Source organism: Rhizobium quercicola, from assembly GCF_021168455.1.
Taxonomy (GTDB): Bacteria; Pseudomonadota; Alphaproteobacteria; order Rhizobiales; family Rhizobiaceae; genus Ferranicluibacter; species Ferranicluibacter quercicola.
Map to the genome: position 1 here is coordinate 1 of NZ_JAJOZR010000007.1, position 19697 is coordinate 19697.

Below are 19697 nucleotides of genomic sequence, written 5' to 3' on the forward strand. Positions count from 1 at the left end.
GACCGCCGAACGATCGAGGAGGCTTGGCGCGAGGTCGGAAGCCTCCTCACTCACTTCAGCCCAACAGAATGCGCCGCGTACCTGCGACACGCAGGGTATGGTGCAATAACAGCCTGACAGACTCTAGTTAAGGCATACACTCAAGTGTTTGAAGATCTTAGCGCCAAAGAGCCAGGAAGGTGGGCGATGGCCCACGGTGAAAATTCGCTGGTGCTACATGGACGTGAAGGCTTGAAGAAGCCTGGCACCGCTATTGAACTCTACCACGCAGTGCCAGTACCGGATCGGGACGTACCCTTAGGGGAAATACTCAAATTTAAAAGATCACGTCGTGATGAGCTCGTGACCCTAAGAGCCCATCTAGATAGCCTTGCTTCCGTGATTTCCACATCGCCTGACCCGGCGCAGGAGTTAAACTCTCAGATTAAGTTGATCGACGCTGCTTGCGCAGACGTCCTACGCGTCAGCAGCGAATGGCGGTTCCCTGTCCGAATGTCTTCTCTAAAGGCAAACGTTGAGTTGCGCCCAATGGTGACTGGGGCGGGGGGTGTTGCCGCCGCTCTCGGTGCACAATATCAAGGCCTGCCATTAGCAACCCAGATTATTAGCGGCGTCATTGGCGCAGCTATGGCAACGGCACCTGCCCTCAAGATTTCAGCCGATCTTGGATGGGCTGGCTTGAGAAAACCCCAGACACCGTTCCGATACGTATCCGCATACCATAACGAGCTCTTTTAGTTTCTACGAATATACCCGAGCAGGCTTAAACCCATCCTTTGCCCTAGGGGCAGCCGCAGAAGCTAGCCCCTTTCTGTCGAACGGTCGCCCCACCCCGTGGAACAAAACGCGCGGGGTGGCTTCGAGCCCTGACGTAACTCAATCGCTATCTACGCTAGGGGGAAGATAGGCGCCTTGAGGCTGCACCATCGGGACAAAATTAACCGCGACTTGTTTCACTAAGGCCCGGCCCATATGGTTTTCAACTATTTTGAGGGCAGCTGTATTTGACAGCGTATGCATATAACAATGATGTATTGTCAACACTAGATCTTGCAACGTTTGGTCGCTCTCCAGCTCCTCAATCTTCAAGCCCAGCTCTGCGCACCTTTTAGCAGGAATGTGCGTGTTGTGTGCTTTGCCAATATTGTTGGCAAATACATCTATGATATTTTCGACCGCAGTATCTTGCTCGGGTTTAGCCAGACTACTGAGCATATTGTCTCTAAGAGTCTCATCTAGAAATTGATTAGAATCCTCAATTGCCAATTCGCATCGCTCGAGGAACGAAGGCGTAATTTTTGAGAGTATGGGATTCCAAAAAAGAGATGCCCCTGGGTTTGCCAATATCTCTGTTTTGGCTCGCTTGACCTCGGCTAATAAGTTTGCTGCTGCAACCGAACCAAACTGAGGATCCACTGGACCTAAACTTGAGTGCTTGCCCATAACAATTGATTTGCAAGAACAAGCGATCATAGTTCCAGCGGACATTGCGAGCTGAGGGACGATAGCGCGCATATCGCTACCAAACATACTCCTCAGGTAGTCCACCAGCGAAAGGGTCGCATGAGCGTCCCCACCTGGGGTGTGAAGAATGAGGTCAAGTCCTTTGCTTCGATCGAGTTCATTGATGCAGAGCATGAACGCGTTCTTGTCTTCGTCGTTGACTTCAATACCCTCAGCTCGCTTATTGAGAAATCCCGAATAGTAAGCAATTACATTTCGATCAGTGTGGTCGAATAGTTTTTGAAGATAACGACGGCGTATTACATCATGCGGAAATACCGTGGCAGTCGCCTGCTCAATCGCAATTTCGTTAAGAACGTGACTCCAGTTTGGCATAGATGCTAGTTCCACCATTGTCAGGCACGGAGTACGTGCCATAGGTTGCAATGGTCGGCATGTATGGCAGCTCTCCAGGCATGCGTAAATCCTCAATATTGGCATTATCCGGACTGGGGGTAATATGACCCTGTGAAATCATGTCCCTGAACATTTCCGTAACTGCGAGGTGTCGTTGCATGCTTGCGTTCTCCCGTTTTTGACGCGCCCTGCCGCCGCTAGTGAGCGCTGTTTTCTATACCTCGTGGCTTGCTCGTACCTCAACGAACGAATGAAATCCATCCTCGTTCCTTTCGATCATAGCAGTTGTAATCCTAACAAAGTGATGCTGGGGCGAATCTTGGTTTACAATCAATCAGCCACCGTGTTTGCGTCATAACGGTGCCTTGGGGAAAACTTGAGCAAGCTTGCTCGATTTTGACAAAGGAACAGCAAAAAACCCACGTGCCATCGAATCACTTACGTGAGCCTTGGCCGCACACCCTACCCGACAATCTCAAACTCGACCGGCGGCGAAACCACCGTCGTCGGGCCGACAAGCTTTTGGAGAGGATTGCAGGTGTAGTCCAAGACCACCTCATAGCGAGCAGGACCAAGCGCCGCAGAGGATGGGATGGTAATCGAGCGGCGGTAAGTCTCGCGACCCGCCGTCAGATCGGCGCCAACGGTGTATTGCGGCACGGAATGCCGCTGACCTGCCGCGTCGTACAGCCAGCGCTTGGCGACAACCGGGCAGATGCGCGTCCGGACAACCTTGTATTCCACCTCGATAGTGCCGCCACGCTTGACGGTAGGCGTGACCGCGTGGGCGTCCTGATACGAAATCGGTGCTTCGCGATCGACCACCATCACGGCGATATTGAACGAGCTGACCGCAGTAACCGCGGCGATGACGCCCGCGGCAAAACCATAAAGAATACGCTTCATGCTGACGGCACTCCCTTGATCCAAACCCAGACCTTCAGAACGTTTTCGTAGAGCGCGACCGTGGCGATGAAGATCGCGACCGCGCCGTAAATAAGCCAGCGCAGAAATCGTGTGACGGTACGCAGGTCGCGCACCATCTTGAATCCTTCCCGCACATCCTCGGCTGGCATTTTGACGACTTCTTTGAGGGTCTTGAGCTCGTCTTCGCGGAGGTCGGCCAGCCAGCTTCGCGTGTCTTCCGAGAGCTCGACGAGGCGGCCGGGGACGTTTTCGGTCATGGCTTGACCCCGCAGAGCTTCGCGAGCTTTTCGTTTTCCGTCAGGATCTGGCGCTGCGTCTCCGGCGTTAAGGAGTCGACGACCGACGGCCTGATTGCTCGCGCGACATCGCAGTAATTACCGCTTGCCGTCGCGCATCCAGTCATCAAGACGGCGCTCGACAGCACGATCATCAAGACCGTTGACTTCATTTTCGACTTCCTTGGATTGCGTTCTGGCGCGCGCGTTGGCTTTTTGCTGCTCGGCTTCAGCGTCTTGGCGACCATCAGAGCGGCCATACAGAAACGCTGAGATGATGATGCCAAGCACGACGCCAGCCGCTGCGACGTAGCCCTGCAGGCGGGCCGATAGGGTGGCGATCATTGCGCAAGCTCCACAGTTGTGTTTGTCTGGATTGACGCAACCGGAGCCTCGCCATGTTTGAGACCAAAGAGATCGGAATCCCCTGCCCTAAGTGCGACCACAAGACGAGCAAGAGCGTCGCCTGGATAAAGGCGAACGATAAGCTCACCTGCGAAGGGTGCGGCGCGACCATCAATGTCGAGGCGGAACAATTCATCGCCGGAATCGATGAGGCCGAGAAGGCCATCGCGAAAATGCGGAAATCTTTCGGCAAGATCGGAAAGCGCAGATAGGAGGTCTTGGCTTGCTGCCGTATCGAATAACAGCGAGATACTTTCCTTGGCGATCATGCCTCACTCCTCACACGCCGGACGAAGTACCAGACGCCAACGAGAACGCCCGCTACAAGCGCGATAGCAAGCGCCCACTGCAATGGCCCGCTGCCAGCGGCAATCGCGCCACCGGCCGACAGTAAGCCGCCTAGAGGGCCCCAGGCTTCAGGCTTCTTAAGGATCTCCGGCAAGCCAGTGCTCTTGGTGTCAGCCTTTGCCGAAGCCTCGGCTGGAGCCTCCACAGCAATCGGAGCCGGACCCTTTGTGGCCGTAAGGCGCAGGGCATTGCCCACGACACCCGGCTGGTCTTTCCACTTCTTCAGCGGATCCTTGCCGGTCACGCGGATCGTCCAGCCGCGTCCGTTCGGGCCGAAGCCCGTTGCGCCGCCTAGGCTGCGCAGATACTTCATGCGCTCGTCGCAGTAGGCGATAATCAGCATACGAACGCCGCCGGGATAAGCGTCAACCGCCGCAAGCGTCTGCTCACCGATGTGGCCGTCGATCTTGCCCTTGTAGACATTCGCAGCCGCAAGCACGTCCTGCAGTTTCTTGATCGCGGTCACGGGGCCGGAATTCACGCCGAAATCGAACGCCGCATAGTCCAAGCCAGCGGGCAGCAGATCGCCGCCCGACTGGGTCCAGTAGGACTTCTGGTAAATCGCGATGGCCTCAGCCAGCGTCATCGCCTTAACCTGGGCGGCAGTCACGGACTTTAGCCCGCGGTGGGCCGCCAGCGTCTTGTGCGTGATGCCGTACTTGGTCGGGCCGCCGCTGTCCGTCTTGGCATTCGAATAGCCGCCCTCGTGACCGAACATAAGGTCGAGGGCGACGGAAAGGGTTTCCCGCGCCATGGCGTTCTCCTGGTGGTGTGGTGGTGGTGTGGTTATGGACGGCCGACCTGGCCACGGCGCTGCAGCTCGGATTGGATATCCAAGGTGGTCGGCGTGGCGATGTGCTTTGAGATTGTCCGGAGGCTACGTGTCAGACGCCCCAGAGAGCGTCGTCGGATATGTCCAGCGTCTCGCCATCAGCGAGGCGGTCCTTCAGCGAGCGTCCGACCATCGTCAGACGCCCAACGTGAGACATGGCGGCGCGGCCGAAACCGATCATGTCGACGACATCCATCGGCACGATCGTGTTGTCGGCCGCAATCCAGCCGAAGTCGCTGTCGCCGCCCTGCCAGCGCAGATCGCCGGGTTCAGCACCCTGCATTAACGCCAGCGCCGCACCGGTGGCTGCGCCATTGATGTTGCGTAGGTCTTGCTCTCGCGCCTGGTAGAGATTGCCGCCGAAGGTGAACCCGGCTGCGATGCGCCGGTCTCGTTCCGCGTCGATGTCTACAGAAGTCAGCATGACGACCGGCTCGAACGGCTGGATCTGGCCATTGATCAGCTTGCGGCGCCCCGGGTTGGAAATTAGCTCGGCGTGCTGGTCCTCAGTAATTTGAACCGCTGCGGCAGGAATGGTCGAGCCATCAGAGCCACGCTTCCCGTGCAGCTCCTCATCGTAAAAACCGGCAGGAAACTCGTCAGCCAGAATAACAAATATTGCCATCTTAGAACCCTACCGCGACAAAGAGGATGAAGGAGGATGCGCCACTGACGACGCCGCCGCTCGTCTTTCGCACCTCGCCGACGAAGCTGCCGGCGGCGACATCTCGAACGCAGACGCTGAGCGTTTCTGTTGCCGCAATCGTAGCCTGGGGCGTTGCGACGACAGCAGCACACAGCGTCGGAAAGGTTGTCGGGAAAGGGAGCGTCGCGTCCCCATTAACGGTAGCGTAGCCCCATTGGACAATCAGTCCATTAGGCAACTTCGTGCGCCCTGGCGTCGTGTAGCTGATGCTTGACAGACTGTCCGTCCATACGCCGCCAAGCCAAGCAGGATTGCCGCTGGTGAAACCAAGAAATTTTCCATCCTGTCCATCTGCCGGCACCCCTGCCCCCGGAGCACCCGGAGTTGGCATTGTGCTTTGCAGCGTCTGGCTGGCGTTAATTGCCGTCACGACAGCTTTGAACGCGCTCGACATGCCCCACTGCGTATCGGCCGTCCAGTTGGGCGACTGGTAGCTGTAAAGATCGTTGTTCGCGTTCGTCGGGTCCGCGAACACGACAGCCGCCACATAGGGATCACGGCTGCTGTCCGCGTTCATGTTGGCGCGGGTCTGGTAGCCGTAGACCGTGGTCAGCCACCGGCCGCGCCGACTGATGCGCAGCGCGAGACGAGGAAGAGATCCTCCGGAAAAAGACTCCAGCTCCGCGTCGACTGACACGTTATCAGGGTCGTCACGAAACCCTTGCGTCTCCCACTGCAGGAGGAGGCGGCGGGCAATATTGAGGTTCTGGGGGAGCAAGGTCGCCTCCTGTCAGATGATGGATGTGAGGGCGGCGGCGGTAAACAGCCCGCGGAATTTTAGTTCCGTGAAGCCGGGATGGTTCGAGGTGTTGGCCTCGCAGGCCGTCGTCGTGGAAAGGCCCATGGCGCCCTCGCGGCCCGTGCCGGAGAACAGCGTCGGATCGACGTAGGCAACACCCTCGTCGTCGCAGGCGCGGATGCCCTCCTGCACCTGGAACAGCCACCAGTCCTGCGTCGTGCCCCCAAACTTGTTCGGCAGAGGGCAGAGATGCACGATGACGATGATGCCGGCCGCCTTGAACGCCTGGATCAGGCTGCGCATTTTGGAATAATAATCGACATCGAGACGCTGGTTCATGCCGAAGTGGATCTCGACTACGTGCGGCTTCAGCGCAATCGCTGCATTGAGGCGCTGCGGATTAAGCGCGTTCGGCTTGCCGTCGCCCGTCGTTCCCGTATCAACGAGCGTGCCGCCGATCGACATGTTGACGACATCGAACATGCAGCCGTAGTGCTTCTCCAACTGCTCCAGCATCCACCAGTGCGAAGCGATCTTGGCGTGACCATTGACGCCATTCGGGCCGTCAAAGCGCGGCACGAGAGCCCGCGCGTCGGCGCCATAGCCGAACAGATACTCGATCCGATCGCGGTTGGTGCCGTTCGGAACCAGCCAGTCGGCCGTCTCTCCGTTGGAGATCGCCTGAATGCTATCGCCATACGTCATGTAGCGAATGGCGGAGCTCGACCGCATAAGGCCGAGGAACGGGCCAAGCCGGTTTCGGAACATGGCCGCCCACGCCGCAAACCGGTCTTCCTCACCACGACGAACAAAACCATTCCAGTCGTTCGTCGGAATGAACTCGACGCCGGCGCCGGTGACAAAGAAATAACCGAGGCGCGCAAAGCCGGTGTTATCCGGACGGAACATGGAGGCATCGCCAGATCGCTCCGGGCCGGCATATGTCAGGATATCCCCCGTGACAGGAGAGAGCGACACGACGTCATAGCGGAAGTTGTTCGCGTTCGAGAGCTTCGCGATGCCCAGCTCGACGAAGCCGCCGCGCGTGTTCGCCAGCGGATCGGGCCAGAGGTCGATCGAGGGCTTGGGCATGATGAAGCGCCAGGCGCCGTTGACCGTGTCGGCCTGAAAAAGCTTGGGCGGGCCATCAAGCGCAACACGGTACGGGTTCGCGCGAACGCCGTTCCCCGCCCCCGGGTTGCCGTCTAAGAATGTCGCTTCCATGATGGCGTGCGCCAGCATGCCACCCGACACGACTTCACCGCCGGCCGTAATCGACGGATCGCTGGAGTAGAGGCCACGCTGCCAGAGCGGGTTGACGTCGGCATTCACCGGGGTCGCTCCGTAGGCAATGCCCTTGATGTCAACGAAGGCGCCGGCAGCATTGCGCGCGTAGAGCTGCGAGAAGTAGATGAAGCCGGGAGACCACCGCTGCTGTTGGTTTGCGTAGCGGACAACAGCGGCCTGGAACTGATCGGTCGTGCCGGGGTCCTTCAACACATCCTTGATCGGAGACCATGTGATCGGCTGCAGTGTCCTGTCGCCAGAGAGCACGCCCGGAAAGACGACGCCTGTCGGGCTGCCATTGCCGTTCGCAAGCGGCCGGCGGACGACCCGCATGCCGATCTCGGTCGCCGAGGGGTCGACGCGGATCCATCCGACGAAGCAGCCGGGGTTGAACTCGCGCTCGAACGTGTCACCGACCGCATAGGTCTTGATGCCGCCGGGCTCGTGCACTCCGCCGAAATACTTCTGATCCCGCTTCAAGCCGGTGACCATCTTGTACCGGACAGCCTTCTGACCGGCGAGCGCGGGGATCTTGTCGTTCACTCCGGCGACAGAGACTTCCAGCGCATCGATGTCGCCCTCCGCCTGCGTCAAACGGTTGTCGAAATTCTCGATCACGCTGATCCAGCGCCATTTGCTGGTCGGTGCATACCAAGCGTAGTTGCCCCGGTTCGGGACCGTTCCGCCAAGGACTGTATCGGTGTGCGTTCCAGCGTCAGGGCCCTCGACGCGACCCGGCTGACCATTGCGCGTGCCGACCTTGGTCTGCAGTTCGGCCCAATCCCACGCGAGCACGAGACCTGCGGTTGCTCCAACAAGAGCGCTTTCGATCGCGGGCGCGAGCTCGTTCCGGATGCGCGGCTTGCTTGGCTGCGTCGGGTTCCCGAGAGGGCCGTCTTCCCAGATCGACTTGATGATGTCGGCAAGATAGCCCATGCGGCTGTTCTCCATGCGAAAGCGACCCGCCAGAGGCAGGGTGCAATAGGTTCAGATTTGTTCGGTTGGTCAGGCCGCCGGAGGACGGAAGCCGCGAAGGCGAATAGGCATTGAAAGCTGCCCGGCGACGGCCAAGGTGGGCAGCGCATAGCTCACGTCCACAACACCCTTGGATGACACAAAGCCGGTTGACTGCAGAACGAGACTGCCGAGCGTCACGCCACCGATTGTCGGGCGCCCCCACGGATGCACCTGCACGAGGTCGCCGAGTTCAGCCTTGGCGGCGGCGACGGGGAGGCGCTGCGTGGATGGAGCCAGCGCAACGGTGAGCGCCTGCGTGACGGTAACGTAATATTCCCAGACGAGGTCTGCAGCCTTCATGGATTTGTCGACGGCAGCCGCCAAATCCTGCGCGGCTTTAGCCGCTGTCTTTGCATCGGCGGCGACCTTATCAGCCGCCGCCACCATTGCTCTTTCGTCAGTTTGCGTCATGGAACAACCCTGTCGATAAAGGATGTCGGGCCAGCCACGCCAGAAGCGTTTTCAGGCTGCACCCAAAGACGACGGGTTGCACCAGCCGCAGAGACGGGCTGGACATAGCGAACATCCCCCGGAGCTGCGGCTAGCTTGTTGATAAGCGTTGCGGCCGCAAACGTTTGCGACGTAGTGCCAACCTTGAAGGTCAGGTAGGTTGTGCGGCCTTGCGATGCGGTTGTGTTTGCCGCTCGAGCGCTAAATGTCGGCGCTGTGAAGTCCAGCGCCTCGGCGGCATCTGGCGCAGTTCCGTCCACCGTTGATGTCACCGTCGCGGTCAACGACCAGTCGCCCGTATTCTTCGACGTCTTGTAGGCGGCCTGAACCTCAATGAGCTTGCCAGACGGCACGACAGTGGTGTTCAGTTTGATAAAGCCACCGGCAGGTGTCGCGTCGGGATATTCCTGATCGATCCATTCGCCGGGATTGCCAGAGCCATCGTCCGCAAGCCTGTAGCGCGTTATCGGGATGAGACTATCGTCATCCGGGTCGATGATGTCCACCCGGATATACACGCTCGATCCATTCGATTTCGCCCGCACCAAATTGATGACGGGCGTAGCCAAGCCATCCTTGTTCTGCTTTGGCGGGATAGGCGGCTGCATTCCCTCGTCTGTCGCGGGCGCCCAGAAATCGATATTCTCAGGGTGCGCCTTAATATCCATTGAAAACCCGCCCTTAGTCAGGGCAAGCACAGATCGTCTGTTTTCGACAATCGTGCCGTTTAGCTTTGGAATGAGGAAAGGCGTATCCAGCCTTACCCACCGGCTGTATGCCGCGTTGATTCCGGAATGACGGACATCAATTGAGCCGTTTACTTTCTGCTGAATGCGAAGCCATTCGCGCTTTGCCAGACGGCGAGCCTGCCGCCACTGCTGAACCCATGTGTATTCAGCCTCCTGCGGAAGAACGCGGCCCGCCTTCAGCTGCGCGGCCGTGTCCTCAAAATAGTCCGTGTCAGCCGTCGCATAATCGATCGCAGGATACGTGAATTTCGGGATAAGGCGATTGACCTCATCTTCAAACAGCACGTCGTACTGGATTGAATGTCCGCTAATATCGGCATCGGACAGCGTCGAGCACCGGCTTTCGCGGAACTTACCGACGGTAAGGATGCGGGCGCCATCGCCGCGGACAACCAAATGCCCGTCGCAAGTAGCCAGGATGGCGTTTAGACCAGCCTTCGGGCTGTTCTCAGCCGTGTCCCAGCCGTTGCACTCATAGCGCTTTTCCGTGCCGCCGCCATTGAGCGGAACGTCTTCGTCGCAGATATCCGCCTCTTCCTTCCAAAGGTCGATGACCGGAAGGATGGCTTTCGTGTAATCCGCGCGCTCTCCAAATTCACTAAAGCAAAGATGCCAAGCCAAAATAAGCGCGGAGTTTTTCGTGAACGTCCACGTCGCCGGATTCGTTGGGCTCTGCGCTGGATTGCGGAAATCCCAGCACTTGGCGCCGTCGATCTCAGCCGTCAGGTTAGGGACGCCGTAAGGAAAACGCTGCTGCTGTTTCGTGGCCTTTGTCGCGCGAGCGATCATGGCCATGGAGGCCTGGCCAATGCCAAGGTGATCCGGCGTCCAAAGCCTTTCCGCGAGCGGCTTTTCCGCAAAGCGGTCAATGATGTTCTGGTAAGGCAGGTCCGCCAAGCTCTCGGAGCCTAGCCGCCTGAATATGTAAACGCCGTCCGCGTAGGGGTTGCTATCCCCCATCCGCTGGCCAGTGCTATCAAGTTCGGCAAGCTCGACGACATCGTCGTGCAGCCAGAACTTCTTGAAAGCGGAAACCGGGTGTCCGGCGACTGCCTGAACTGCGAACAGCTTGTTGCCGGCCGACTCCCAAAGCATGAAAGCGCCGGATAGCCTATTGGTGCCCACGCACCACTGACGGTAGGGAACGGCCTGCGTCTTTGGCGCCTTGCCGTCCTCCGGCTTTGGAGGTTTCGGCGCCATCAGCATCTGCAGGCCGAACGTCAGCGCAGTGGTCGCGATTGCCGAAGCAATCGAAGCGGTCGTGATTGTCGTGCCGGCGACTACGCCGGTAAAGCCCGCCGCAACAAACAGTGGCGTAAAAATGGGATCGTATGACGGCGGAGGAGTCTTCAAGCTTGTGCTCGAATGCCAGTCCATCTCCGTAACGCGCCTGTAGACCTCGTAGGAGGGCATGTCCTCGTAATGCGTGCGCAGGCTCATGCAATTCTCCAGGCAGCGCTATGCGTCGCCTGCTTTGCAACAGGGCCGCGCGCCGACATCGCCAGCCACAGGGGGCCGAAGCGGATGGCGGGGATCTGTTTTTGAGTGATGCCAGCGACGTCAAAGCCGACAGGTGCGGAGATGAGACCGATGTCGCCGGGCTGCGGGCTCTCGGTGCGATCAATGCCTACGCGGGCAAGCCCGTCGTCGATCATCCGCTCAATGCCGCCCAGTGAAGCGATAATGGCGTTCGCCTCTTCGCGCGTTGAATAGGTGCCAATAAAACCGGAAATCGGATCCTTGCCGGTAGCGATCTCAATCCACCGCGCGCAAAACGTCGTGCAGTCGTGACCGCCCATTCCTCCCCACACCCATCGGTGCGGGAGAGCCGCATATTCCGTCAGCAATGTCATGGGATCACCGTGTTGTGGCGACTAGTCGTACTGCGGCCAGACTGGCTGGACGCCGCGCGCTAGGCGCGCCGTGCCGTCGCAGAACTTGTCGGTAGGGTAGATCGCCTTCTGGTGGGCGCTCGACCAAAGCGAACGCGAGGGGCGCGACCGCGTTTCGTTTCCAGACGCAACAGCCAGCGAGAGCGTCAAGCTCGAGCCCTGCCCCGACTGAACCGCCGGTCTCGATTCACCGACGTGCGATGCGGTCCCGCACCAAAGCGGAATGATGCTGCTCATTGGCTGGAAATACTGGTCTAGCGTCGTTATGCCCATGTGAACTTCGGCGCCACGGACGGGAGGAAGACTGTCGATCATTTTCGAGCCGGTCTCCGGATCAATGCCCGTGACCGTGAACTCGACGCTGTCCGACGTGCCGTTGACAAGGATCTCCAGCGTCGGAATGCCCTGAAGCCTGCCGCCGCCGAGATATACTGTGCCAGTCGGGTCGATGCTGTCGAAGCCGATCGGCATGTCGTTGACGCCGAACCACAAATGAAGCGGCGGGTCCGTACCGACCCGCATGAATATGCCGAGTTGATGGCTTCCGCGGAGCTCTTCAATGATGTTGTCTGGAACCCAGCCCATCAAAACGCCTCGGTAAATTGAATGGATTGCTGCGTGACGAAGAACGCCTCGACGACGGACGGAAGCGTGAATCCGGCAGGGAACTTTGCGACAAAGCGCGGCCGTGCGAACTCGACGCGCGTGCCTGCCGGGACGGCTTCACGAAGCGCAGGACCGATCGCGAGGCGGTATTCTTGGTAAGAGCCCGCGCTGTCGCCGCCGTTGGCAAACTCCTCGACGATTTCCCAAAACCGATAAGCGCGCCACCCCTTCGTCGGGTGGCAGATCGAAAACCATTCCGACCAGTCCAGCCGCCGCGGCATGCCGTAAATCTTCATCTTAACGATGCCTGCATTCAGCGCCGCCGCCTCCGTGATCTCCCCCCACACCGTCGCCTGGCTGTAACCGGACGTGTCGGAAAAGAACATGCCGTCCGAATGCGGAATGCCGCCTATGCTGTGCGACGGGAGCCCGCCAATGACCGGGAACGGACCAAACCAGTCCGTAATGATTGGGACATTCACAAAGCGGAAGGAGCCGTTTAGCCGCGCACCAAGCTGATTGATGTAGCGGTACTGCTCTTTGTCCTTGATCTTACAATCTTCATAGGTGGCGGTAACAACGCCGCCACCCGTCATTTCCATCGTGATGCCTTCGCCAAGACCGTTGCGTCCGCCATCAAGGGATGAGCCCTGAACATCAAACGTGGTCTTGAGCGGCGCCAGAAAGTTCGCCTCAAGCGTAGGCACGTTCAAATATCGGGCCATTGTTACCCCTTCTGGCTGGCGTACTTATTCTGGATAGCGCCGAAGCCGCCGCGCTGCTGTGCAACGCGATCTGCCGCCATGGCCTCCTGCACGCCTTGGCGCGTCAGTTCCTTGATGTGCAGATCGCCGGAAGCGCCGTTCACAGTGACGAAAATGCCCTGCGATTGCGGACGATAGGAATCCATCGCCTGACGTCGGCTAAGGCGGGGTGCGCGCGGAGCATCAACAAGGCCGCCAGCAGCGTAGCCGCGAAGGCGCTCAAGGTTCGGAACGCCAAGGCGCCGAACCGACTCCGCGTCAAAGACATATTCGCCTTTGTGGACGATGCCAGCAGGGGTCATCTTTCCGCCTGGTCCCGTGTAGCCGCCGACGTCGTACATGCCGATCCCGCCGCTGGCCGCAAGCGTTGCCTGCGCGCCGTTCGGAACGAAGTTCGGCATGAACAGCTTGGACAGCCAACTCATTCCTCCGCCTGCGGCTGGCGCAGACGGGAAGGCGTTGGCGAGGCTACCAAGCCCCTGCGTGGCGGCTCCAGACGACTGGGCGACCTTTGCAAGTGCGCCTGCAGCCTCCGTCGATCGACGAACCTGCACCTGCATGGCGTCTTCCCACGTGCTGGCAACGGAGTTACCGCTGTTGCCAGACAACATCTGAAGCTGCTGCTTTCCGTCCATCATACGCGATGCGCCCGTCGCAAAGCCGACATGGCCGCCAGCCTCACCCGCGCCAAAGCCGTTCGTTTTCAGAAGCACGTCACCCCGCTGCGCAAGGCCGGGCGCGATTTTGCTGCCCCAGTTCTGGAACGAGTTCGCCGTCAACGAGCCTGAGCCTTTTACGCCGACCTGTTCAAGCGATGAGTTGACGAAGCCCGCGCACCACGCCGTTTGCGCAGCGTTGATGTCCACGCCGCCCTTCTTGAGGAAAGCGTTGATGTTGCCGGGCGATTTCTCGCTCTGGCCGAGCAAGCTGCCCGCCAGATCGACGGCGCTACCGCCACGCGCGACGGCGCCAGCTGGTGCGGCCGCGGATGTGAATGCGCCAGCAACACTGCTTGCCGCGCCTGCAGCACCAGTCGGCCCTGCACCCGGCATAAGAAGCGACGCCAAACCATTCCCGATCTGAGAGAACAGGCTGTCCAGCGTCTTTTGCATCTGGTTGGCTGCAGCAGTCTTGAGCGCGTCGGTGAATGCTTCGCCGATATCCTTGCCGCCGGAAACGACTTGGGACGAGAAGTCCGAAAGGAACGCCGACGTCGTGTTGGCGATTTCCTCGCGGTTGATCTGGTTGCGAAGTGCCTGGCCCGTAGCGCTGTTCGGATCCTGCGGAAGGCCATATTCCTTCTGCGTCTGGACGATGTTCTGGTCAATCTTCGACATGCCGGCCAAGCGGTTGGCGTCGAACATATCCTGCTTGAGTTTGGCCTCAGCCAAAGCCTCGGAATATTTCTTGTATGCCGCGACCTTTTCTTCGATCGCAGCTTTCTGTTTTGCGCTAAGCGAACGGCCTTTGTCTTCTGCCTGCTGCAGGAGGTCTAGCCGAAAGCGCGCCGCCTCTGTGGCTGTGCCGTACTGTCCCGTCAGGTCGATCTCGAGCTGAAGTTGCGAGATGCGATCGTCAGCCGATTTGATCAGATCGCGGTAGGCGTTACGGGCGCGCTCCGCAGCAGTCTCCGCCTTCTTGGTTGCGGCGTCGACTTTGGCTGGAGCATCATCGAGCGATGACGGCTTTTGACCGGGCGCCGGCACGTTGAGTGTGCGGCCATTCGCATCGGTGACCGTAGGATTCTGGCTGTCGATGCGGTTTCTAGCAGCCTCCCGAGCAGCGAACGCGTCGTCGCGCTCTTCCCGGGTGCCGGCTTTCTGCATGGCCTGCGCATAGGCCCGATCGACTTGCTCTAGATCGGTCAAAGCGGGGATAGCGATCCCTCGCAAATCCGACAGAGATTTTGCGAAAGCATCTACACGAGATGCCTCGCGAGCGGCGGCCTGCCCTACTCCCGAGATGACTCCAACCAACGGCTCGAGCTTTGACTGAGCATCCAGGCCGTCTTTGGCAGCCTGGCGGATCTCCTTCAGGAGCTCCTTAATGTTTTCAGGCGTTCCGGTCTGGTTCTCAATCGCGATCAGGGAGTCGACGAAGGCCCGGATGTTAGGGCTGCCGTCTGCAACTGATTTATCCAGCGCGGCAATGGCCGACTGGATTTGTGAGATCGTGTATGTCGCGCCCTGAAAGTCCGAGGCGGGAAGGCTGAGAATGGACCCCTTGGACGTCTTTGCCGTCTCGGCAATTAGCGTCTTATAAAGGTCAATCGCATCCTTCGTGTCTTGCTTGACGAGGTTCTTGCTCTCGGCTGAATACTCGCGGATACCTTCCGCAGCTTCTGGCCAAGCCTCACGGATCCTGCGGATTAGGTCGGTGTGGTTCTTCAGCGCCTCTGCGCTTTTGTCCGCCTCCGTCTCGGAACTTGCGAAATATTGGATGGCGGCGGCCGAGGCAGCAACTAGGCCGATTGTAACCAGCGAGACAGGCGACACGATTGAGGCAAAGGCCGCGCCGAGTGCGGAACCAAGCCCCGCGCCGCTCGACTTGAGATCTGTAAACACCGCGGACAGCTGCGTGCCCTGCTGAAGTGCAATTTGCAACGGCGACATCCCGCCCATTGCGGTAACGCCAATGTCCTGAAACTGAGCGGCAATGTTTGAGGTGTAGGGGTTTGCGCCTCCACCCCGCTGAGCCGGAGTATCCGCCAAGGCTGCATTACGGCCCTTGATAGCCGCCGTCGATGCCAGAGCGGCCTGACGCTCCTTCGTGATGGCCGCCGTCATCTCCGTCGCGGAAATCGCGCCAAGAGAATGCGCCCGCCGGATATCGTTTACCGACTGCTTGTAATTGTTAATCGTCGAGAAGAGCGGGTTGTACTTGGCTCGAAGGCGCTCAAGCTCTTTGCCCTGATCGGCAAGCGCCCCGCTCCACTCCTTGGCGCCCTGCGTTCCAATGCCCACCATCTTGTCGATGCGAGCCTGTAGAGCGGATGTCATCGACTTGTCGATGCCCTTGCCCATGCCTTCGAACTGCTTCTCGACCTTGCTGGACGAGGACGCGATATCAGCCTCGAGCCTTTTCAAGCTTCGGCGAACCGTGGCCAGGTCCGTGCTAATCGAGATGATCAGGTCATCGGAATTGTCAGCCATCGGCAAGTGTCCTAGCATACGAAAAAGCCCGCAGGAGTTGCGGGCCTTGGGAGGTGAGTATGGATGGCTGGCTAAAGGCGTTGATCGCGACAGCTTGCGTCGTGATAGTTCTCGGTGGCGGCTATTACGCCATCAAAGAGAACGCGAACGCGACAGCGAGGGCTGCCGAAGAGAAAGAGCGGACCATTCGCAATGGCTGCAACGCAGCCAAATCGAATAGCAGCCTCACCGCATTGCAAGAATATTGCCGCGATAAAGGCTACTAACCACCATGCTTCTCCATAAGAGCCCGCATTTCGCGCTCAGATGGCGGCCCACTGCCGTCTTCACTGCCATCGTCGTTATGCGCTTCGATCGCCTCAAAGAACTCGACCAGCGTAGCCGCCCAGAAATCAGGCGGACGCCAGCCGATCTTGTGTGCCGTCCGCAGCCACTGTCGTAACTGCTGCTCGGTACTTAGGTCTTCGCCGCTTCGGTCTTTGTTTCCGTTGCGGCGCTTTCGTTTCCCTTTTCTCCTGCCTCATCGAGATGGGCGGAAATCAGATCGTTGAAGGCGACCGAGCAGTCGGCAAAGTGGCGCAACTGGATCTTCTCCAGCGCCGCGGCCTTGTTGCCCTTGATGGTGAGGAACTGAATGGCGGCCAAGGTCGCGCCAATTTCGACGCCGGCCAGCCGCTGCCAGAGATCCGACAACGACTTGCACTGGAGCGCGGCTGAAACGGCGGCAAGGCCGTTCATCGTACCGGCAAGCACCAGATCAACGTCGTCGATCTTGAGGGCGACTTCGCCGCGCGCAAGGTTTACGGGTTCAGCCATGCTTTAAGCCTCCGCGACGAAGACCGGAGGAGCCGCGGGAACGAAGGACGCGGTGAACTCCATGGAATTCTCAACATCGCCGCTCAGCTCGTAATCCGTGACGAAATACGGGCCGGAGAAAGTGCCGACGCCGGGCACGATGATCTTTGCGTTGAAAACTTCCGCGCCAACGATCTTGGTGTTGAATGCCTTCTGCGCCGCGCTCGAGACGTATCGGCCGGAGCCGGAAAACGTCTTCTTGGAAATGCCAGGACGGCTGGTGCCCTCAACCGGGCCGCCGGGGTTCGTGCACGATGGGATCGTGGTATCGATCTCGTTCGCGGACATGCTGAAACTGCGAGTGGTCAGGCCGCAAAGGTTCGTGAAAACCTCAGTGCCTGCGCCGTCGCCGATCTGAATGAGTAGGGTCCGGCCCAACTGTTGTCCGTCTGCCATGGGATCTCCTTCGCCGGCGCGGCCGGACGTTAACGTGGTGGTTTTGGTATGGTGATGGCCGCTACGCGGCCTTGTCGTAGCGAGCCAAGAACTCGACGACCGCATGACTGGTGATGCCGTCCGGATCTCGGAAAACGCGCGTCTGTCGATGCATGATCGAGATAAAGCGGTTCGTGCTGAGCGTCATGGGCGCCAAATGCAGCGCCTCGACCATGGCGTCGGCGATGCGGCGAACTTCCGGAAAGCCGACCGCGCGCGACCATGCGTGCATGGTCAGGTAGATGTCTCCGCCCTCAAGGCAGGTGGCATCGCGGCGGAGCGTCTGAGCCTCGCCGATGTTGATGTATGGAAACGATGGAGCCGTAGGCGGCTGGTCGTAGATGCGTCTGCTGAAGCCTGTCACTGTCGCGTCAGCCTTCAGCAGACGAACGACTTCGCCTTGCACTTCGAGTTCGGGTGAGGCCATTACTTTTTCATCGCCTCCCGCACTGCTTTATTTATGGCCGCGTTCAATCGCTTCTTCGCCTGCGGCTTCGCGGCCCGCCAGTTAGGGAAGATGTGCGGCTGCGCTGGTGTGCCGGGATGCATGCCCGTGGGATTGTCTGCGGCAGCTTTCTTTCCGGCAACCGTTCCACCGCCTTTTGCGGTGCTGTGCGGCGCAGTGCCAAACTCCAAAAAGCGCCAAATAAACGACGCGAACAAGCCGACCGCGTCCTTATCCTTGCTGGCCTGGATACCAACCTGCTCCTGCGCCGGTCGATTACGAATGAAATCTGCGTCAAACGAGTGCATGTATTCGAGCGTGGCGCCGGTTGGCGCCTTCTGCTCCATCTCGGCGGCGAAATCCTCCATGATGGCGATCTTCGCGTCCGCGGCATACTTTTCGACGTTGGGAGCCAGGGCGTTCAGCCGCTTCATCAACGCCTCGCGCCCTTGCACTTTCGCCTTAATCACGTCGCCACCCCGTCATCAACCATGAACTCTATCCAGGCATTCCTGCCGTCTGGATTAGAGGCGGTTCGAATGTTGAATTCCCGCGCCGGGTTGCGAGCATCGACAATACGCCAGTCGGATGTAACCGACCGCGTGCGCTCGTTGGAGCGAACCCAGACAGTGTAAGGCTGGACGCCCGTCAACCGGCTGGCTTGCACGGCCTCGCCACCTGCGCGTGCGACAAGCTGCGCGGGCTCGGTGAAGACGGTTTCCCACCCGCCTTGCTCATTTCCGTAATCGTCAAGGACAACCGAACGAGTTTGAAAATCCAGCCTCTCGCGCATAGCCCCCGATTTAGGCTTCTGCGCCATCTTCCGGCTCCTCCAGCACGCTGTCATCCGTGACAGCAGCGCCCTTGGCTACGGCCTCCTCGCCGCAAATCCGGCGCACGTTTTTGGACGTGCCGGCCTTATAAGCGATGGTGAAACCCGGCTGCGCCCAGTCAAAATCTTCTACAAAACGTACGTGCATGTTTCATCCTCCAAGGATGGGCGCCAGACGCGCCAAGGGGCCAGAAGCCGTCGTACTGTCGGCTGAAGCACGGCCTCGCCAGCGTCCTTCTCTGGGGCCTCACGGCGCTCGTACAGATCAGACAAAACAAGCAGGACCGCAGCCACGATCGGAGGCGTCACGATAATCGTGAACCCATCGGCGTCAGGATCTGGCAGCGGCTGGCCCGTGGGGAGGACCGGCCTATCTATATATTCCAGAACGATCGATTCCGCCGCGGCAAGATAGACGCCGATCTCGGCGTCCTCATCCTCGTGAAAGATGCGCAGGTGCTTGCGCGCGAGCTCAATATCAACCAGCGCCATAAGCCACCGTCCCGCCCCTTGGGCTATTCTTCAACCAGTTCGACGAGGCCGTTGGCCTTCAGGTCGGCATAGCGCTGACGGCTAACCGAAAACGGCTCGCTGGCCGGTCCCTTATCGCCTTCAACACCCTCAAAACTGCGAACAGCCTTGACCAAAAACTTGTTTGCGTCATCGGTCTTGGCCTCGACTGGCTTGGCGTCAGACGTCGACATCAGCGGCTTTTCCGTGTAGCCGACCTCAGCCGACTTCATGGCAGGCGCCTCTGCCTTTTCGGACACCTTCAAGACGCTTTCTTCTTTCTTCGCGACCATGTCAGCCCTCCAGCGTTGCGACCGCGCCGGTCGTGCCGGTTGCGAACACACGGCGAACCTGATGCGGGATGATGAAGCCGACCGGAGCAGCCGTCACTGTGATCGTGTCAGCGTCAGCGTTCTGCGACGGAAGGTACTTGATGTTGCCGGCGGTAATGACGACCAGACCAGCCGCATATGCAGCAAGGTCGACCGTGTCACTGGCCACAACCGTCACGCCCTTTGGGTGGCGGGCAGCTTTGCGACGACCGGAAATGTATGGATTGCCCGTGGACGGGTCTTTCGTCTTGTCGTAGGCCATGAAGCCCTCCTATTGGT

25 protein-coding genes and 1 pseudogene are annotated in these 19697 nt (G+C 59.3%); 2 read left to right on the plus strand and 24 right to left on the minus strand.

Annotated features, from left to right (window positions below; translation table 11 throughout):
- Positions 1-135 precede the first annotated feature (135 nt).
- Positions 136-738, plus strand: a pseudogene (locus tag LRX75_RS23410) (DUF6236 family protein); the annotation flags it as partial.
- 138 nt (positions 739-876) lie between these two features.
- Here LRX75_RS23410 and LRX75_RS11660 read toward each other — a convergent pair.
- From LRX75_RS11660 to LRX75_RS11730, 15 genes are all read right to left on the minus strand, one after another.
- Positions 877-1839, minus strand: a complete 963-nt coding sequence (locus LRX75_RS11660; RefSeq protein ID WP_231814544.1) for an SDH family Clp fold serine proteinase — start codon at positions 1837-1839, stop codon at positions 877-879.
- Between the two features lie 483 nt (positions 1840-2322).
- Positions 2323-2766: a hypothetical protein gene (locus LRX75_RS11665; RefSeq protein ID WP_231814546.1), complete on the minus strand. Its 444-nt coding sequence runs from the start codon at positions 2764-2766 to the stop codon at positions 2323-2325.
- Positions 2763-3044 carry a hypothetical protein gene (locus tag LRX75_RS11670; RefSeq protein WP_231814548.1) on the minus strand — a complete coding sequence of 94 codons (282 nt, stop codon included), beginning with the start codon at positions 3042-3044 and terminating at the stop codon, positions 2763-2765. The genes LRX75_RS11665 and LRX75_RS11670 overlap by 4 nt, the downstream gene beginning before the upstream one ends.
- Before the next feature lie 117 nt (positions 3045-3161).
- Positions 3162-3407: a hypothetical protein gene (locus LRX75_RS11675; RefSeq protein WP_231814550.1), complete on the minus strand. Its 246-nt coding sequence runs from the start codon at positions 3405-3407 to the stop codon at positions 3162-3164.
- Positions 3404-3736, minus strand: a complete 333-nt coding sequence (locus LRX75_RS11680; protein ID WP_231814552.1) for a hypothetical protein — start codon at positions 3734-3736, stop codon at positions 3404-3406. Before LRX75_RS11680 ends, LRX75_RS11675 begins: the two co-directional genes overlap by 4 nt.
- Entirely contained in the window at positions 3733-4569 is an 837-nt protein-coding gene (locus tag LRX75_RS11685) for a glycoside hydrolase family 108 protein (protein WP_231814554.1), read from the minus strand. The genes LRX75_RS11680 and LRX75_RS11685 overlap by 4 nt, the downstream gene beginning before the upstream one ends.
- A 130-nt stretch (positions 4570-4699) precedes the next feature.
- Entirely contained in the window at positions 4700-5272 is a 573-nt protein-coding gene (locus LRX75_RS11690) for a DUF4376 domain-containing protein (protein ID WP_231814556.1), read from the minus strand.
- Between the two features lies 1 nt (position 5273).
- Positions 5274-6071, minus strand: coding sequence for a gp53-like domain-containing protein (locus tag LRX75_RS11695; protein ID WP_231814558.1), 798 nt, complete (start codon positions 6069-6071; stop codon positions 5274-5276).
- A gap of 12 nt (positions 6072-6083) precedes the next feature.
- Positions 6084-8315, minus strand: coding sequence for an SGNH/GDSL hydrolase family protein (locus LRX75_RS11700; RefSeq protein ID WP_231814560.1), 2232 nt, complete (start codon positions 8313-8315; stop codon positions 6084-6086).
- A gap of 69 nt (positions 8316-8384) precedes the next feature.
- A complete protein-coding gene (locus tag LRX75_RS11705; RefSeq protein WP_231814562.1) occupies positions 8385-8807 on the minus strand; it encodes a hypothetical protein in 423 nt (140 codons plus the stop codon).
- Positions 8804-11035 carry a phage tail protein gene (locus LRX75_RS11710; RefSeq protein ID WP_231814564.1) on the minus strand — a complete coding sequence of 744 codons (2232 nt, stop codon included), beginning with the start codon at positions 11033-11035 and terminating at the stop codon, positions 8804-8806. Before LRX75_RS11710 ends, LRX75_RS11705 begins: the two co-directional genes overlap by 4 nt.
- Complete coding sequence (locus LRX75_RS11715) at positions 11032-11448, minus strand: DUF6950 family protein (protein ID WP_231814566.1); 417 nt, start codon at positions 11446-11448, stop codon at positions 11032-11034. The genes LRX75_RS11710 and LRX75_RS11715 overlap by 4 nt, the downstream gene beginning before the upstream one ends.
- 21 nt (positions 11449-11469) lie before the next feature.
- Positions 11470-12072: a hypothetical protein gene (locus LRX75_RS11720; protein WP_231814568.1), complete on the minus strand. Its 603-nt coding sequence runs from the start codon at positions 12070-12072 to the stop codon at positions 11470-11472.
- Entirely contained in the window at positions 12072-12818 is a 747-nt protein-coding gene (locus LRX75_RS11725; protein ID WP_231814570.1) for a hypothetical protein, read from the minus strand. The genes LRX75_RS11720 and LRX75_RS11725 overlap by 1 nt, the downstream gene beginning before the upstream one ends.
- 2 nt (positions 12819-12820) lie before the next feature.
- A complete protein-coding gene (locus tag LRX75_RS11730) occupies positions 12821-16009 on the minus strand; it encodes a phage tail length tape measure family protein (RefSeq protein ID WP_231814572.1) in 3189 nt (1062 codons plus the stop codon).
- 59 nt (positions 16010-16068) lie between these two features.
- Here LRX75_RS11730 and LRX75_RS11735 point away from each other — a divergent pair, with 59 nt between their 5' ends.
- Positions 16069-16275 (plus strand): hypothetical protein, encoded by a 207-nt coding sequence (locus tag LRX75_RS11735; protein WP_231814574.1) that lies wholly within the window; start codon positions 16069-16071, stop codon positions 16273-16275.
- 190 nt (positions 16276-16465) lie between these two features.
- Here the strand turns inward: LRX75_RS11735 and LRX75_RS11740 are convergent, their stop codons facing one another.
- The 9 genes from LRX75_RS11740 to LRX75_RS11780 all read right to left on the minus strand — a co-directional run bounded on the left by LRX75_RS11740 (position 16466) and on the right by LRX75_RS11780 (position 19680).
- The gene (locus LRX75_RS11740) at positions 16466-16825 is read right to left on the minus strand and encodes a hypothetical protein (protein WP_231814576.1); all 360 of its coding nucleotides are present in this window, start codon (positions 16823-16825) and stop codon (positions 16466-16468) included.
- Between the two features lie 3 nt (positions 16826-16828).
- Entirely contained in the window at positions 16829-17260 is a 432-nt protein-coding gene (locus tag LRX75_RS11745) for a phage tail tube protein (protein WP_231814578.1), read from the minus strand.
- 61 nt (positions 17261-17321) lie between these two features.
- Positions 17322-17726, minus strand: coding sequence for a DUF3168 domain-containing protein (locus LRX75_RS11750; protein ID WP_231814580.1), 405 nt, complete (start codon positions 17724-17726; stop codon positions 17322-17324).
- Positions 17726-18214, minus strand: a complete 489-nt coding sequence (locus LRX75_RS11755; RefSeq protein ID WP_420851188.1) for an HK97 gp10 family phage protein — start codon at positions 18212-18214, stop codon at positions 17726-17728. Before LRX75_RS11755 ends, LRX75_RS11750 begins: the two co-directional genes overlap by 1 nt.
- Complete coding sequence (locus tag LRX75_RS11760) at positions 18211-18564, minus strand: head-tail adaptor protein (protein ID WP_231814584.1); 354 nt, start codon at positions 18562-18564, stop codon at positions 18211-18213. The genes LRX75_RS11755 and LRX75_RS11760 overlap by 4 nt, the downstream gene beginning before the upstream one ends.
- A complete protein-coding gene (locus LRX75_RS11765) occupies positions 18548-18724 on the minus strand; it encodes a hypothetical protein (protein ID WP_231814586.1) in 177 nt (58 codons plus the stop codon). Before LRX75_RS11765 ends, LRX75_RS11760 begins: the two co-directional genes overlap by 17 nt.
- A complete protein-coding gene (locus LRX75_RS11770; RefSeq protein ID WP_231814588.1) occupies positions 18706-19068 on the minus strand; it encodes a head-tail connector protein in 363 nt (120 codons plus the stop codon). The genes LRX75_RS11765 and LRX75_RS11770 overlap by 19 nt, the downstream gene beginning before the upstream one ends.
- A gap of 23 nt (positions 19069-19091) precedes the next feature.
- Positions 19092-19379, minus strand: a complete 288-nt coding sequence (locus LRX75_RS11775; protein WP_231814590.1) for a hypothetical protein — start codon at positions 19377-19379, stop codon at positions 19092-19094.
- Between the two features lies 1 nt (position 19380).
- On the minus strand, positions 19381-19680 hold the full coding sequence (locus tag LRX75_RS11780) for a spike base protein, RCAP_Rcc01079 family (RefSeq protein WP_231814592.1): 300 nt from the start codon (positions 19678-19680) through the stop codon (positions 19381-19383).
- Positions 19681-19697: the final 17 nt, after the last annotated feature.

What these genes read in the sequence shown, in the direction of transcription:
- LRX75_RS11660 (WP_231814544.1), bottom strand. Translation starts at nt 1,839, where the DNA reads ATGCCAAACTGGAGTCACGTTCTTAACGAAATTGCGATTGAGCAGGCG.
- LRX75_RS11665 (WP_231814546.1), bottom strand. Translation starts at nt 2,766, where the DNA reads ATGAAGCGTATTCTTTATGGTTTTGCCGCGGGCGTCATCGCCGCGGTT.
- LRX75_RS11670 (WP_231814548.1), bottom strand. Translation starts at nt 3,044, where the DNA reads ATGACCGAAAACGTCCCCGGCCGCCTCGTCGAGCTCTCGGAAGACACG.
- LRX75_RS11675 (WP_231814550.1), bottom strand. Translation starts at nt 3,407, where the DNA reads ATGATCGCCACCCTATCGGCCCGCCTGCAGGGCTACGTCGCAGCGGCT.
- LRX75_RS11680 (WP_231814552.1), bottom strand. Translation starts at nt 3,736, where the DNA reads ATGATCGCCAAGGAAAGTATCTCGCTGTTATTCGATACGGCAGCAAGC.
- LRX75_RS11685 (WP_231814554.1), bottom strand. Translation starts at nt 4,569, where the DNA reads ATGGCGCGGGAAACCCTTTCCGTCGCCCTCGACCTTATGTTCGGTCAC.
- LRX75_RS11690 (WP_231814556.1), bottom strand. Translation starts at nt 5,272, where the DNA reads ATGGCAATATTTGTTATTCTGGCTGACGAGTTTCCTGCCGGTTTTTAC.
- LRX75_RS11700 (WP_231814560.1), bottom strand. Translation starts at nt 8,315, where the DNA reads ATGGGCTATCTTGCCGACATCATCAAGTCGATCTGGGAAGACGGCCCT.
- LRX75_RS11705 (WP_231814562.1), bottom strand. Translation starts at nt 8,807, where the DNA reads ATGACGCAAACTGACGAAAGAGCAATGGTGGCGGCGGCTGATAAGGTC.
- LRX75_RS11710 (WP_231814564.1), bottom strand. Translation starts at nt 11,035, where the DNA reads ATGAGCCTGCGCACGCATTACGAGGACATGCCCTCCTACGAGGTCTAC.
- LRX75_RS11715 (WP_231814566.1), bottom strand. Translation starts at nt 11,448, where the DNA reads ATGACATTGCTGACGGAATATGCGGCTCTCCCGCACCGATGGGTGTGG.
- LRX75_RS11720 (WP_231814568.1), bottom strand. Translation starts at nt 12,072, where the DNA reads ATGGGCTGGGTTCCAGACAACATCATTGAAGAGCTCCGCGGAAGCCAT.
- LRX75_RS11725 (WP_231814570.1), bottom strand. Translation starts at nt 12,818, where the DNA reads ATGGCCCGATATTTGAACGTGCCTACGCTTGAGGCGAACTTTCTGGCG.
- LRX75_RS11730 (WP_231814572.1), bottom strand. Translation starts at nt 16,009, where the DNA reads ATGGCTGACAATTCCGATGACCTGATCATCTCGATTAGCACGGACCTG.
- LRX75_RS11735 (WP_231814574.1), top strand. Translation starts at nt 16,069, where the DNA reads ATGGATGGCTGGCTAAAGGCGTTGATCGCGACAGCTTGCGTCGTGATA.
- LRX75_RS11740 (WP_231814576.1), bottom strand. Translation starts at nt 16,825, where the DNA reads ATGGCTGAACCCGTAAACCTTGCGCGCGGCGAAGTCGCCCTCAAGATC.
- LRX75_RS11745 (WP_231814578.1), bottom strand. Translation starts at nt 17,260, where the DNA reads ATGGCAGACGGACAACAGTTGGGCCGGACCCTACTCATTCAGATCGGC.
- LRX75_RS11750 (WP_231814580.1), bottom strand. Translation starts at nt 17,726, where the DNA reads ATGGCCTCACCCGAACTCGAAGTGCAAGGCGAAGTCGTTCGTCTGCTG.
- LRX75_RS11760 (WP_231814584.1), bottom strand. Translation starts at nt 18,564, where the DNA reads ATGGCGCAGAAGCCTAAATCGGGGGCTATGCGCGAGAGGCTGGATTTT.
- LRX75_RS11765 (WP_231814586.1), bottom strand. Translation starts at nt 18,724, where the DNA reads ATGCACGTACGTTTTGTAGAAGATTTTGACTGGGCGCAGCCGGGTTTC.
- LRX75_RS11770 (WP_231814588.1), bottom strand. Translation starts at nt 19,068, where the DNA reads ATGGCGCTGGTTGATATTGAGCTCGCGCGCAAGCACCTGCGCATCTTT.
- LRX75_RS11775 (WP_231814590.1), bottom strand. Translation starts at nt 19,379, where the DNA reads ATGGTCGCGAAGAAAGAAGAAAGCGTCTTGAAGGTGTCCGAAAAGGCA.
- LRX75_RS11780 (WP_231814592.1), bottom strand. Translation starts at nt 19,680, where the DNA reads ATGGCCTACGACAAGACGAAAGACCCGTCCACGGGCAATCCATACATT.